The sequence below is a fragment of the [Actinomadura] parvosata subsp. kistnae genome (assembly GCF_900323885.1).
GTDB lineage: Bacteria > Actinomycetota > Actinomycetes > Streptosporangiales > Streptosporangiaceae > Nonomuraea > Nonomuraea composti.
This window is the reverse complement of sequence record NZ_OOHJ01000015.1, coordinates 965,657-979,232: the sequence shown is the minus strand read 5'-3', so window position 1 is coordinate 979,232 and position 13,576 is coordinate 965,657. Positions and strand designations below refer to the sequence as shown.

Below are 13,576 nucleotides of genomic sequence, written 5' to 3'. Positions count from 1 at the left end.
CAGGGGGAGGACGTATGGCGACGCGGCCGGAAACCGCGCGCAGGATCCTCGTGCACTGGATGGACGCCTCCATCGGGCTCATGTTCGTCATGTTCGGCATCTTCTTCGTCACCGACGCGGTGGAGCGCGCGATCCCGGTCGCCCGCACGGTGGCCGTCATGGCGCTGCTGACGGCCTGCTTCGCGCTGGCCCCGTTCGTGATGCGCGACGCGTACGAGCACCGTGCGAAGCCCACCCCGAAGCTGCTGGTCATGGGGGTGCTCGCGGTGGCGCTGGTCGTGCTCGTGCCGGAGAGCGGCGAGCCGCGCTTCCATTACATCGACGTCGCGGCGGTCTGGCTGTCGCTGGCCGCCCTCTATCTGCCGTTGTGGGGCACGGCCCTGCTGGGCGTGCTCGTGGTCGGGCTGACCACCGCGTACGTCGTGCCGACGACGGGCACGTCGTTGCCGGGCTTCCTGCTGGCCGAGACGTTCACGTCGCTGGCGCTGATCGCGACCATGCTGGTGTGGCGCTGGCTCTGGTGGGTGATCAGGGACGCGCACAAGAGCCGCGAGGCCAGGGCGCGGCTGGCCGTGGCGGAAGAGCGCGTGCGGTTCGCCCGTGACCTGCACGACCTGCTGGGCCGCAGCCTGTCGGTCATCTCGCTGAAGAGCGAGCTGGCCGCCAAGCTGGCGACGAAGGACGCGGGGCGGGCCGCCGCCGAGATGGCCGCGGTGCGCGAGCTGGCCGGCGAGTCGCTGTTCGAGGTGCAGCAGGCGGTGCACGGCTACCAGCTGCTCGACCTGGACGAGGAGCTGGAGCGGGTGCGGGCCGCGCTGGCGGCGACGGGGGTGAGCTGCTCGATCGAGGCCAGGACCGACGAGCTGTCCCACGCGGCCAGGACGCTGCTGGCGTGGGCGGTGCGCGAGGGCGGCACGAACATCCTCAAGCACAGCACGGCCACGAGGTGCGCGATCAGGATCGACGGGGGCGTGCTGGAGATGGTCAACGACGGCGTGACGGGGCGGCAGGAGACGCCCGGCAGCGGCCTGCGGGGCCTGTCGGAGCGGCTGGTGACGGCGGGCGGCTCGTTCTCCGCCGGGGCCACGGCGGGCGGGGAGTTCCTGCTGCGGGCGGTGGTGCCGGCGTGAAGGTGTTCGACCGGGTGCGTAACGCGTCGAAGCTGACCAAGGTCGGCTGGCTGATCATCTACTGCACCGACATCATCGTGCTGTTCGCCCTTTTCGGCTTCATCGACCTGTACGCGCGCTGGCAGGCGGGCGTGCCGTGGCCGTTCGTCGCGACCGGGGCCGTGCTCGTCGCGGTCTTCATCGTGCTGGCCCTGCGGCCGTTCGGCATCGCGGTGCGAGGGGGCGGGCGGCCCACCGCCATCCTGGTGATCACGGGCGCGATCACGCTCCTGGGGTCGGCGTTCGCGCTGGTGTGGCTGCTGCCGACGTGGCTCGGGCTGCTGGCCGCCTTCGTCCGCAAGCGCACCGCCGCCCTCGTGTCCGTCGCCTCGATCGTGGCGGCGAGCCTGTGGACCGGCTGGCTGGCCGGCTACGTGGTCTTCGCGCTGATCCCGGTGCTGTTCGTGCTCACGGCGATCAGCGTCGGCGGGGTCTGGGCGAACCTGGTGCTGTGGCGGCTGGCCAAGGAGGCGTACGACGGGGAGGAGGCGCTGGCCAGGCTGGCGGTGTCGGAGGAGCGGCTGCGCTTCGCCCGCGACCTCAACGACCTGCTGGGGCAGAGCCTGGCCGACGTCGCGGCGCGGACCGAGCACGCCGAGCACACGCTGGGCCGCGACGCGCAGGCGGCGGCGGCCGAGATGTTCGAGGTGCGCGACCTGGCCAGGCGCTCGCTGCGCGAGGTGCGCACCGTGGTCCAGAACTATCGCGCGACCGACCTCGACGAGGTGCTGGCCAGCGTCCGGGCGGTGCTGGAGGCGGCCGACGTGCGGTGCACGGTGCGGGCCGACACGGGCTCGCTGCCGCCGGAGACCAGGACGCTGCTGGCCACCGTCGTCCGCGAGGGCGCGACCAACGTGCTCAAGCACAGCAAGGCCGAACGCTGCACGATCACGATCGAGAACGGGGTGCTGGAGATGTCCAACGACGGGGTCAGCGGGCCGGTCGGCGAGCACGCGCCGATCGGTCTGGCGGGGCTCGCCCAGCGGGTCCGCGCCGCGGGCGGCACCCTTCAGGCCGAGCCCGTGCCCGGCGGCCGGTACCTGCTGCGGGCGGCGGTGCCCGCATGACGACCCGCGTGCTGCTGGCCGACGACGAGCACCTGATCCGCGGCGCCATCGCGGCGCTGCTCGACCTGGAGGACGGCATCGAGGTCGTCGCCCAGGTGGGCAGGGGCGACGAGGTGGTGGCCGCGGTGGCCGAGCACCGGCCGGACGTGGCCGTGCTCGACATCGAGATGCCCGGCATCGACGGGCTGAGCGCGGCCGAGCAGATCAGCTCCCAGTGCAAGATCGTCATCCTGACCAGCCTCGGCCGCCCCGGCTACCTGCGCAGGGCGATGGCGGCGGGCGTCAGCGGCTTCCTCGGCAAGGACGCCTCGGCTGAGGAGCTGGCGATGGCCATCCGCAAGGTCCAGGCCGGCGGGCGTTACCTCGACGCGGAGCTGGCGGCGGCGGCGATGGCGGCCGGCGACAGCCCACTGACCGAGCGCGAGCGTGACGCGCTGCGCCTGGCGGCGGAGGGTGCCACGATCTCCAGGATCGCCGGTGAGCTGCACCTGACCGAGGGCACCGTACGCAACTACCTGTCCAGCGCCATGACCAAGCTCAACGCTCAAAACCGGCTGGAGGCCATCCGCACGGCGCAGCGGATGGGCTGGCTCTGATCTGACCGACCAGGCACTACCGCACAGAACGCCTGTCCGTTCCGGCACTGAGCTCCCGCCCGCCCCGAGCTGTACTCATCTTCGGCCGCCGATCGCGGCGGCCTGACATCCGAGGGGGAAAGATGAGTACGGAACGACGGTCGAGAGCCACCGTGCTGCGCCGGCACGGGGTGCGCGCGCTGACGGCGGGCGCCGCCGTGGCGGCCTCGCTGTTCGTCGTCGCGGGGCCGGCCCACGCCGCCGCCGACGTGAGCGTGTCGGCGCCGCTGCTGCGGATCACGGCGGACGGCGCCGACGACGGCATCACGGTGACCCAGGTGGGCGGCAGGCTGGTGGTCAGGAACGACGGCGGCCTGCTGTTCCCCGGCGCCGGTTGCGTGGCGAGCGCCAAGAACGTGTCGGTCTGCGACGCCGACGGCGTCACCACCATCGTGGCCGACACGGGCGCCGGCGACGACACGCTGGTCAACCGGACCACACTGCGGTCGAGGGTCGTCCTCGGCGCGGGCGCGGACCAGTTCGTCGGCGGGACGGCCACGGACCTGGCGGCCGGTGAGGCGGGCGACGACCGGCTCGCGGGCCTGGCGGGCGACGACGTGCTGATCGGCGGCGACGGCCTCGACAGCGCGAACGGCGGCGACGGCACCGACAAGTGCGACGCGGAGACCGTCACGCTCTGCGAGTGATCCCGAGGCGGCGCTCCCGGGATCGCCGGGAGCGCCGTTCGCATTCAGCAGGTGACGGAGGCCGAGGTGCTGCGGGCCTTGTAGGAGCAGGAGTCGACGAGCTTGCCACTGCGGTTGAGCACGTAAGCGGTGTCCTGGTCGTTGTTCCAGACGTACTGCTTGCGGTTCCAGTACACGCTGCCGCTCCCGTCGGAGCCCTGCCCGGTGCGCAGCGTGATCCGCTTCTTGGCGCCCAGCAGCACGTCGGCGCCGAACTCGTAGGTGTAGCCGGTCTTGTCCCGCACGCTCCACCCTTCGAGGGCGACGGCCTTGCCGGTGGTGTTGAGCAGGATGATGTACTCGGCGTTCAGCGAGCTGTTGGAGCGCCGGTCCGCCCCCGGCGAGTCGTAGGAGATCTTCACGATCTGGAGGGCGGGGGCGGCGGCCTGGGCGGGCAGGGCCGTGCCGAGCGTCGCGGCGGTGGCGAGCAGGGCCGCGAGCGTGGAGGCGAGTCTCACCGTCGAGTTCCTTCACGTATGTGGCGAATGTGACGGAAAGAGGACGGGGGACAAGGGCTCCAGGTTGGCACGTGCCAGGGGCTGAACCGGATAGCCCCGGAGCTGCTGAGAGCGCTCGCAGGGCGACGTATCGAAAGCGTCACGGCTCTTGACTGTGCGGACACGCGGAATTTACGTTCGCGGTACTTATCCGGTTCAGCAGATTCTTCGCGGTCTGCCGTCTACTCAAGAGTGCATCCCTTCATCGGCCTGCACGGGGTGAACGTTTCCGCTCAGCTCTGGGAGCGCTCCCAGGAAGGCCGGTCCATCGGGGGTCTGACAGGCGTACGTAGCCTCCGCGCCGGGCGCGGAGGAAGGAGAGAAGCGATGCGTAACCGGGCTCGGATCATGATTCCGCTCGTGGCGGCGGGCCTGCTCGCCGCGGCCTGCTCCGGCGGCGGAGCCACGCCGACCCCGCCGGCCTCCCAGCCGCAGAGCCAGGGTGCGGCGGCCAGCGCCAACCCCGACCAGCTTCCGCGCAACGAGACGCTCTACACCACCGGCACCCAGTGGGGCCCGCCGCCGAACTTCAACCCGATCAGGGAGTGGGACTCCGCGGTCGGCACCAAGGGCCTGGTGTACGAGACCCTGTTCCACTACGACCCCAACGCGGCCAAGCTCAACGGCTGGCTGGCCGAGAGCGGCTCCTGGACCGACGACACCACGTACCAGGTCAAGCTGCGCCAGGGGATCAAGTGGGCCGACGGCCAGCCCTTCACCGCCAAGGACGTCGTCTTCTCCTTCGAGCTCGGCAAGATGGAGACCATCCCGTACCACCACCTGTGGGACTGGCTGAAGAGCGTCGAGGCGGTCGACGACCAGACCGTGAAGTTCACCTTCTCCAAGGCCAACTACCAGCAGTGGGACTTCAACCTCTACAGCCGCTCCATCGTGCCCGAGCACATCTGGAAGGGCCGCTCGGAGAAGGAGGTGCTCGACGGGACCAACGAGAACCCGGTGGGCACGGGCGCGTACAAGTTCCTGAGCAAGGACCAGGACCGCGTGGTCCTGCAGCGGCGCGACGACTGGTGGGGCAAGACGGCGCTGAACATGGAGCCCAAGCCGCGCTACATCGTCGACATCGCCACCCCGAGCAACGAGGTCGCGATGGGCATGCTGCTGCAGAAGGGGCTGGACCTCAGCAACAACTTCCTGCCCGGCGTGGCCAACCTGGTCAAGGGCAACTTCGGGCTGACGACGTACTACAACGAGCCCCCGTACATGCTGTCGGCCAACACGGCGTGGCTGGTGCCCAACACCACCAAGAAGCCGATGGACGACCCGGCCTTCCGCAAGGCGCTGGCCTCCTCCGTGGACGTCAAGAAGATCGTCGAGGGCGTGTACGGCAACCTCGTCAAGGCCGCCAGCCCCACCGGCCTGCTGCCGCAGTGGGACAAGTACGTGGACCAGGGCGTGGTCTCCGCCAAGGGCTTCGCCTTCGACCCCGCCAAGGCCAAGAAGCTGCTGGCCGACGCCGGGTACAAGGACACCGACGGCGACGGGTTCGTGGAGAACAAGGACGGCTCCAAGATCAGCCTGTCGCTGATCGTGCCGTCGGGCTGGACCGACTGGATGGAGTCGGCCCGGTCGATCTCCGCCAGCGCGAAGAGCGCCGGCATCCAGATCACGCCCGACTTCCCCGACTTCAACGCGCTGGTCGAGCGGCGTGCCAAGGGCGACTTCGACCTGCTCATCAACAACGAGCGGCAGCTGTCGAACTCGCCGTACACCTACTACGAGTACATGTTCCAGCTCCCCGTGCAGAAACAGCAGAACACGGTCAACTTCGCCCGCTACGAGAACAAGAAGGCGTGGGAGCTCGTCCAGCAGCTCGACCAGGTCAAGACCGACGACACGGCGGGCATGCAGAAGATCATCTCCCAGCTCCAGCAGATCCATCTCGACGACCTGCCGGTGATCCCGCTCTGGTACAACGGCCTCTGGGCGCAGTCGAGCACCGCCGTGTGGAAGAACTGGCCGGCCGCGGCCGGCAGCGCGCCGAAGACCGGCGCCGTGATGTGGCGCAACTGGCTCGAGCTCGGCGGCTTCGAGACGCTCACCCAGCTCCAGCCCGCGGCCTCCTGACGAGCCGGCCGGACCAACCCCCCGATCCCTCCGCCCCGCGTATCCCCGGGGCGGGGGGACCTCCACGGAGACAACACACGTGCGTCGTTATTTCGGTAGGAAACTGCTCATCTACGGACTGACCTTCTTCGTCGCCGTCACGGTCAACTGGATGATCCCGCGCTTCATGCCGGGCGACCCGGTCGCCAGCATGGTCGCGCGGGCCAACGTCACCAAGCCCGAGGCCGTGGAGGCCATGCGGGCCTACTACACCAGCCTGTTCGGGCTCGACCAGCCGCTGTGGCAGCAGTACCTCAACTTCTGGGGCGCGCTGCTGCGGGGGGACTTCGGGGTCAGCATCTGGCTGTTCCCGACGCCGGTCAGCGACGTGATCACCACGGCGGTGCCGTACACGCTGGCGCTGATCGTCCCGTCGGTGCTGCTGAGCTGGGTGGTGGGCAACCAGTTCGGCGCGTACGCGGCCCGGCGCAAGCTGCTCGACAACACCGTGCTGCCGGTGGGCTACGTGCTGACCGCGATGCCGTACATGTGGCTGGCCGTGCTGCTGGCCTGGGCGTTCGGCGTGATACTCGGCTGGTTCCCGGTGGCCGGCGGCTACAGCTTCTCGATGCGCCCGAACTGGTCGGGGGCGTTCCTGCTCGACCTGCTGCACCACTGGACGCTGCCGTTCCTGTCGTTGTTCCTGGTGGCGCTGGGCGGCTGGGCGATCGGCATGCGCAACATGATCATCTATGAGCTGGAGTCGGACTACTCCAACTACCTGTCGGCGCTGGGCGCGCCGAGCCGGCTGATCCGCCGCTACGCCTTCCGCAACGCCGTGCTGCCCCAGATCACCGGCCTGGCCCTGCAACTGGGCGTGCTGGTGGCGGGCGCGCTGGTCACCGAGATCGTCTTCGCCTATCCGGGCCTGGGCAGCCTCATCCTCAAGGCCATCCAGAACAAGGACTTCTTCCTGCTGCAGGGCACGTTCCTGTTCATCGTGCTCGGCGTGCTGATCGCCAACTTCATCATCGACATCGTCTACGTCGTGGTCGATCCGCGGACCAGGGCGGGAATGGCGGGTGCGCAGGCATGACGACACTCCAGGAAGTCGCGCCGCGGGAGCCGGCCGGCGTCCGGCGCGAGGCGCTCTACTTCGCGGTGCGCAACGGCAAGCTGATGGCCGGCTTCGGCATCGTGCTCGTGCTGCTCCTGCTGGGGTTGCTCGGCCCCGTGCTGTTCGGGGGCGCGCCCAACGAGTACGGCCCCAAGCCCATGACCCCGCCGTCGGCCGAGCACTGGTTCGGCACCACCACGTTCGGCCAGGACGTGTTCCTGCAGTTCGTGCACGGGCTGCGCAGCACGTTCGCGGTCGGCGTGATCGGCGGCGGCATCGCGGCGGTCATCGGCATGGTCGTCGGGTTCGTCGCCGGCTACCGGGGCGGGATCGTGGACGAGATCCTCAACATGCTGACCAACGTCATCCTGGTCATCCCCACGCTCGCCGTGCTGCTGATCATCAACGCCTACCTGGGCATCCGCAGCGTGGCCGTGCAGGGCCTGTTCATCGGGCTGACGCAGTGGCCGTGGGCGGCGCGGGCGATCAGGGCGCAGACGTTCTCGCTGCGGACGAGGGAGTTCGTGGACCTGGCCAGGATGAGCGGCGCGGGCACCGGGCGGATCATCGCCAAGGAGATCGCGCCGAACATGAGCTCCTACCTGTTCATGACGTTCATCCTGCTGTTCGGCGGCGCGGTGCTGATCGCCTCTTCGCTCGACTTCATCGGGCTCGGCCCCACCGAGGGCGTCTCGCTGGGCCTGATGTTGCAGAACGCCAACCAGTGGAGCGCGCTCCAGCTCGGCCTGTGGTGGTGGTTCGTGCCGCCCGGCGCGGCCATCACGGCCATCGTGGGCGCCCTGTACGTGGCCAACGTCGGGCTCGACGAGGTCTTCAACCCGAAACTGAGGGAGACATGAGTCTGCAGGTCAGCGAGCTGAAGGTGTACTACAGGACGCTCAAGGGGGACGTGCGCGCGCTCGACGGCATGACGTTCGGGCTGCGCGACGGCGAGATCCTGGGCCTGGTCGGCGAGTCGGGCTGCGGCAAGAGCACGCTGGGCAAGTCGCTCATCCGCATGGACGGCCGCATGCGCCACGTGGGCGGCACGGTCGTGCTCGACGGCCGCGAGCTGCCCATCGGCGACGACCGCGCGATGAACGAGGTCCGCTTCCGCGAGGTGTCCCTCATCCCGCAGTACGCCATGAGCGCGCTCAACCCCACCCGCAAGCTCCGCCGGATGATCACCGAGCTGCTGCGCTCGCGCGGCGCGACCCCGGACCTCGAAGAGCTCGAACGCCGCATGTCCCAGGTCGGCCTGCCGCGCGAGGTGCTCGACCGCTACCCGATCGAGCTGTCGGGCGGGATGAAGCAGCGCATGGTGATGGTCATCTCCACGCTGCTGGACCCGTCGCTGCTGATCGCCGACGAGGTCACCTCCGCGCTCGACGTCTCCACGCAGAAGGCGGTGGCCCGCGCGCTGCTCGGCTTCCGCGAGAGCGGCTACGTCAAGAGCATGATCTTCGTCACCCACGACCTGGCGCTCACCCACCACATCGCCGACACGATCATGGTCATGTACGCGGGCAAGCTGGCCGAGAAGGCCCCCGCCGACGTGATCGTCAAGGCGCCCCGGCACCCGTACACGAAGCTGCTGCTCGACTCCCTGCCCGAGGTCGGCGTCCGCTACGCCGACCGCCGGCTGGAAGGCATCGCCGGCAGCCCGCCGTCGCTGCTGAACCCGCCCACCGGCTGCCGCTTCCGCGACCGCTGCCCGATCGCGGGCGAGCAGTGCGCCGAGGAGCCGCCGGTGGCCGAGCTCGCCCCCGACCACCACGTAGCCTGCTGGAAGGCCTGATGCTGAAGCTCCACGACGTCACCAAGGAATTCCGGGTCGGCGCCTTCGGCGGCAGGCGCGTCGCGGCCGTCAAGGGCGTGACCTTCGAGGTCGTGCCGGGCGAGGTCGTCTCGCTGATCGGCGAGAGCGGCAGCGGCAAGAGCACCATCGGCCGGATGATCCTCGGCCTGAACCCGGTCACCAGCGGCTCGATCACCTTCGACGGCCTGCCGGTCAAGCCGGGCAAGGAGTACTACCGCCGCGTCCAGGGCATCTTCCAGGACCCGTTCAGCTCCTTCAACCCCGTGTTCAAGGCCGACCGGGTCTTCGCCATGATCAAGGAGACGTACCACGCGTCGGTGCCGGCGCCGCAGTGGGCCGAGCGGGTCGAGGCGGCCCTGCGCGACGTGCGGCTCAACCCCGGGCAGGTGCTCGGCAAGTACCCGCACCAGCTCAGCGGCGGCCAGCTCCAGCGCCTGCTCATCGCCCGCGCGCTGCTGCTCGACATCAAGCTGCTGGTCGCCGACGAGATCACCAGCATGCTCGACGCCTCCACCCGCATCGACGTGCTCAACCTGCTGGCTGAGCTGAAGGCCAGGGGCCTGAGCGTGCTCTACATCACGCACGACCTGTCGCTGGGCAACTACCTCGCCGAGCGCACGGTGGTGCTGCGCAAGGGCGGCGTCGTGGAGATGGGGCCGACCGGGTCGGTGTTCGGCGATCCGCTGCATCCGTACACGCGCGAGCTGCTGTCGGCCGTGCCGCGCCTGCACGAGCCCTGGGACGACGCCGTGCCCGTCGAGACCTGCCTGTACCACCGCAAGGGCGGCTCCGGCGGCCTGTACGAGGCCACGCCGGGGCACTTCGTCGCGTGCGCCCGGCTCGAGACCTGTTGAGGAGAGCTTCTTGAACCACCGTCCGCTGCACAGCGGCTGGATCCTGTCGTCGGAGCGCACGGGGGAGATCCCCGCGAGCGTGCCGGGCTGCGTGCACACCGACCTGCTGGCGGCCGGGGCGATCGGGGATCCGTACCTGGACGACAACGAGCACCGGCTGGCCTGGATCGGCCGTACGGACTGGACCTACCGCACCTCGTTCACCTGGGAGCCGGACGGGCACGAGCACACCGACCTGGTGTGCGAGGGCCTGGACACGGTCGCGGCGGTGACGCTGAACGGCGTCCTGATCGGCGAGACCGCCAACCAGCACCGCTCCTACCGCTTCCCGGTCCGCCACCTGCTGCGCGAGGGCGCCAACGAGCTCGTCGTGCGCTTCGCCTCGGCCTACGCCTACGCCGAGGCGCGGCGGGCGGAGCTGGGGGAGCGGCCCGGCGCCTACGACGAGCCGTACCCGTTCATCCGCAAGATGGCCTGCAACTTCGGCTGGGACTGGGGCCCGACCCTGGTGACGGCGGGCATCTGGCGGCCGATCGGGCTGGAGAGCTGGTCGGGCGCCCGGCTGGCCGAGGTGCGCCCGCTCGCCCGCGCCGACGGGCACGTGCGGGTGCACGTACGGCTGGATCGCCCCAGCGAGGAGCCCATCGTGGTCACCGTCGGGGGCGTCACCGCCGAGCGGCGCCTGGACGGGCAGGCGGGCGTGGTGGAGCTGCGCGTCCCCGATCCCGAGCTGTGGTGGCCGCGCGGCCACGGCGAGCAGCCGCTCTACGACCTGGCCGTGCGGCTGGGGGAGCAGGAGTGGCGCGGCCGGATCGGCTTCAGGGACGTCGAGCTGGACCGCGACGCGTTCAGGATCATCATCAACGGCGTGCCCGTGTTCGTCAGGGGCGTCAACTGGATCCCCGACGACTGCTTCCCCTCCCGCGTCACCCGGGAGCGCCTGGCCGAGCGGTTCGCGCAGGCCACCGCCGCCGGGGTGAACCTGCTGCGGGTGTGGGGCGGCGGCCTGTACGAGTCGGAGGACTTCTACTCCCTGGCCGACGAGCTCGGCCTGCTGGTGTGGCAGGACTTCCCGTTCGCCTGCGCCGCCTACCCCGAGGAGGAGCCGCTGCGCTCCGAGGTCGAGGCCGAGGCCAGGCAGCACGTCGCCCGGCTGGCCGCCCACCCCAGCCTCGTCCTGTGGTGCGGCAACAACGAGAACCTGGAGGGCCACGCCGACTGGGGCTGGCAGGACAAGCTCGCGGGCCGTAGCTGGGGCGCGGGCTACTACCACGACCTGCTGCCGTCGATCGTGGCCGAGCTGGACCCGACCCGCCCGTACTGGCCGGGCAGCCCCTACTCCGGCGCGCCCGACCTGCCCCCGAACGACCCGGCCCGCGGCACGATCCACATCTGGGACGTCTGGAACCGCGAGGACTACCTCCGCTACGCCGCCTACCGGCCCCGGTTCGTGGCCGAGTTCGGCTTCCAGGGGCCGCCCGCCTACGCCACGCTGCGCCGCGCCTCCTCCGACGACCCGCTCACCCCCGGCTCCTCCCACCAGAAGGCCGTGGACGGGCAGGACAAGCTGCTGCGCGGCCTCGGCGACCACCTGCCCCGGCCGGAGACGTTCGACGACTGGCACTACCTGACGCAGCTCAACCAGGCCCGCGCGATGGCGTTCGGGATCGAGCGGTTCAGGGCGCTCATGCCGCACTGCATGGGCACGATCGTCTGGCAGCTCAACGACTGCTGGCCGGTCACGTCGTGGTCGGCGGTCGACGGCGACGGGCGGCGCAAACCCCTCTGGTACGCGCTGCGCCGCGCCTACGCCGACCGGCTCATCACGATCCAGGACGGCGAGGCGGCCCTGGTCAACGACACCGGCGAGCCGTGGACGGGCGAGCTGCGCCTGGAACGCCGCGGCCTCGACGGCCGGCCGCTGGCCAAGGAGGTCGTCGCCGTGCACGCCGCGCCCCGCTCGGTGCTCAGGGTGGCGCTCCCGCCTTCGGTGGCCACCCCCGACGACCCCGCCCGCGAGCTGCTGACCGCCCGGCTGGACGGGGCGGCCACGGTGCGTGGCTACGCCGAGGACACCGCCGTCGCCTACCCGCCGGCCGCCTGCGACGCCCACGCGGAGCGCGTGCCCGGCGGCTACCGGGTGACGGTCACCGCGGCGAGCGTGCTGCGCGAGCTGGCGCTCTTCCCCGACCGGCTCGACCCCGACGCGAGTGTGGACGACCAGCTCGTCACGCTGCTGCCCGGCGAGAGCGCCGTCTTCGAGGTACGCACCGCGCGCGAGCTGGACCCGGCCGCGCTGACCCGCTTCCCGGTCCTGAGATGCCTCAACGAGGAGGTCAGAACCTGAACTCCTCGGTACGGTGCGCGTAGGCGGGCAGCGCGGCCCGCATCTCGTCGGTGATCACCGGCGGCGGCAGCGGCACGATCTCGCGCCGGTGGAAGTCGCGGACGTCCTCGCCCTCGCCGAACAGGTCGCGGACGGCGTCCAGGCAGGGCTCGACCACCGCGCGATCGGTGATCCGGCGGCCGCCGCGCCCGCCGCCGTACTCGTCGTACAGGACCTCGTACATCAGGGACGGGGAGAAGATCACCAGCTCGGGCAGCGGGTCGAGGTCGGCCACGCGCGCGGCGGGCACCACCCGGCAGGGGGAGCCCGCCTCGGCGCGCAGCGCCAGGATGTGCATCTCCCACTGCAGGTACGGGGTCACCGGCAGCTCGACCACGCGTAAGCGTCTGACGGGCTGGCAGCGGCGGAAGTAGTCGGCCAGTGGCGCGGCCAGGTCGTCGATCAGGGCCAGCGACCGCTCCCAGTCGCCGTCCATCATGGCCCGCCAGCTCGCCACGTCGGGCTCGTAGAAGGTCTGGGCGCGCTCCAGCTTCCACATCGGCTCGGTGCAGGCCGCGTGGTCGCGGTCGAACCCGGCTTGGTACTCCGGCACGTCCATGACGACGCCGCCGGCTCCCGCGACGGCGGCGAACGGATTCGACAGACGGACCGGAGTGCCCTGCTCGGCCATGCGGATTTCCCTTTCGCGTCGAGGACCCGCCCCAGATCATCAAATGAGCCCCTGACGGGGTCAAGGCCCAAAAACGATCAGGGCGGGGCCCTCAGCCGCGGTAGTGGAAGCGCCGGTGCACCAGGCTGAACACCATCGCGCCCAGCCAGATCACGAACAGCACCTTGAAGATCCCGAAGCCGCCCGCGATCAGGCCGATCACCATCAGCAGGCCCAGGAAGGGCAGGATCGGGTGCGGCCCGCGGCGGTGCCCGTGCCTCCTGGCCATCCAGGCGGCCCGGTGCATCTCGCGCTGCGCGTGGCGCATGGCGTGCATCTGGGCCCGCTGCCCGTGCCGCATCGCCTGCATCTGCGCCCGCTGCGCGTGCATGGCGGCGTGCCAGTCGCCCATCCCGTACGGCGAGGCGGGCTCCTCGAAGGCCGGCCCCGCCCCCGGCAGGTCGGCCGTCACCTGGGCGAGGTCGCGGGCCGTCTTGGCGTGCAGGGTGCGGTCGAGGCGCTCGTCGAGCTCCTCGTGGGTGAGGCGGCCCTGCGCGAAGTGCTCGCGCAGGGCGGCCATCGTGTGCTCGCGCTCGGCGTCGCCGATGCGGAGATCGTTGCGGTCCATGCCAGGCTCCTCACTCTCCCCGAACCGGCGACCGTCGGGTGCGA

At 70.7% G+C, this 13,576-nt stretch carries 13 protein-coding genes; 10 read left to right on the top strand and 3 right to left on the bottom strand.

The window, feature by feature from the left end; genetic code table 11:
- Positions 1–14 precede the first annotated feature (14 nt).
- From KIS93_RS19160 to KIS93_RS19145, 4 genes are all read left to right on the top strand, one after another.
- Positions 15–1,130 (top strand): sensor histidine kinase, encoded by a 1,116-nt coding sequence (locus KIS93_RS19160; protein ID WP_080036307.1) that lies wholly within the window; start codon positions 15–17, stop codon positions 1,128–1,130.
- A complete protein-coding gene (locus tag KIS93_RS19155) occupies positions 1,127–2,236 on the top strand; it encodes a sensor histidine kinase (RefSeq protein ID WP_155126333.1) in 1,110 nt (369 codons plus the stop codon). Before KIS93_RS19160 ends, KIS93_RS19155 begins: the two co-directional genes overlap by 4 nt.
- Positions 2,233–2,832 carry a response regulator transcription factor gene (locus KIS93_RS19150; RefSeq protein ID WP_080036309.1) on the top strand — a complete coding sequence of 200 codons (600 nt, stop codon included), beginning with the start codon at positions 2,233–2,235 and terminating at the stop codon, positions 2,830–2,832. The genes KIS93_RS19155 and KIS93_RS19150 overlap by 4 nt, the downstream gene beginning before the upstream one ends.
- A 122-nt stretch (positions 2,833–2,954) precedes the next feature.
- Positions 2,955–3,518 (top strand): calcium-binding protein, encoded by a 564-nt coding sequence (locus KIS93_RS19145; protein ID WP_155126336.1) that lies wholly within the window; start codon positions 2,955–2,957, stop codon positions 3,516–3,518.
- Between the two features lie 44 nt (positions 3,519–3,562).
- Here the strand turns inward: KIS93_RS19145 and KIS93_RS19140 are convergent, their stop codons facing one another.
- The gene (locus KIS93_RS19140; RefSeq protein WP_080036311.1) at positions 3,563–4,015 is read right to left on the bottom strand and encodes a lamin tail domain-containing protein; all 453 of its coding nucleotides are present in this window, start codon (positions 4,013–4,015) and stop codon (positions 3,563–3,565) included.
- Positions 4,016–4,381: 366 nt separating this feature from the next.
- On the opposite strand from KIS93_RS19140, the gene KIS93_RS19135 reads away from it, so the two are divergent.
- The 6 genes from KIS93_RS19135 to KIS93_RS19110 all read left to right on the top strand — a co-directional run bounded on the left by KIS93_RS19135 (position 4,382) and on the right by KIS93_RS19110 (position 12,255).
- Entirely contained in the window at positions 4,382–6,139 is a 1,758-nt protein-coding gene (locus tag KIS93_RS19135; RefSeq protein ID WP_080036312.1) for an ABC transporter substrate-binding protein, read from the top strand.
- A gap of 79 nt (positions 6,140–6,218) precedes the next feature.
- The gene (locus tag KIS93_RS19130; RefSeq protein WP_080036313.1) at positions 6,219–7,214 is read left to right on the top strand and encodes an ABC transporter permease; all 996 of its coding nucleotides are present in this window, start codon (positions 6,219–6,221) and stop codon (positions 7,212–7,214) included.
- Positions 7,211–8,095, top strand: coding sequence for an ABC transporter permease (locus KIS93_RS19125; RefSeq protein ID WP_080036314.1), 885 nt, complete (start codon positions 7,211–7,213; stop codon positions 8,093–8,095). Before KIS93_RS19130 ends, KIS93_RS19125 begins: the two co-directional genes overlap by 4 nt.
- Positions 8,092–9,033, top strand: a complete 942-nt coding sequence (locus KIS93_RS19120) for an ABC transporter ATP-binding protein (protein ID WP_080036315.1) — start codon at positions 8,092–8,094, stop codon at positions 9,031–9,033. Before KIS93_RS19125 ends, KIS93_RS19120 begins: the two co-directional genes overlap by 4 nt.
- Positions 9,033–9,908: an ABC transporter ATP-binding protein gene (locus tag KIS93_RS19115; protein WP_080036316.1), complete on the top strand. Its 876-nt coding sequence runs from the start codon at positions 9,033–9,035 to the stop codon at positions 9,906–9,908. The genes KIS93_RS19120 and KIS93_RS19115 overlap by 1 nt, the downstream gene beginning before the upstream one ends.
- 10 nt (positions 9,909–9,918) lie before the next feature.
- The gene (locus KIS93_RS19110) at positions 9,919–12,255 is read left to right on the top strand and encodes a glycoside hydrolase family 2 protein (RefSeq protein ID WP_080036317.1); all 2,337 of its coding nucleotides are present in this window, start codon (positions 9,919–9,921) and stop codon (positions 12,253–12,255) included.
- Here the strand turns inward: KIS93_RS19110 and KIS93_RS19105 are convergent.
- On the bottom strand, positions 12,245–12,925 hold the full coding sequence (locus KIS93_RS19105) for a DUF6879 family protein (RefSeq protein WP_080036318.1): 681 nt from the start codon (positions 12,923–12,925) through the stop codon (positions 12,245–12,247). The two genes, KIS93_RS19110 and KIS93_RS19105, sit on opposite strands and share 11 nt — an antisense overlap.
- Positions 12,926–13,016: 91 nt before the next feature.
- Positions 13,017–13,532: a DUF1707 SHOCT-like domain-containing protein gene (locus tag KIS93_RS19100; protein WP_186404316.1), complete on the bottom strand. Its 516-nt coding sequence runs from the start codon at positions 13,530–13,532 to the stop codon at positions 13,017–13,019.
- Positions 13,533–13,576 lie beyond the last annotated feature (44 nt).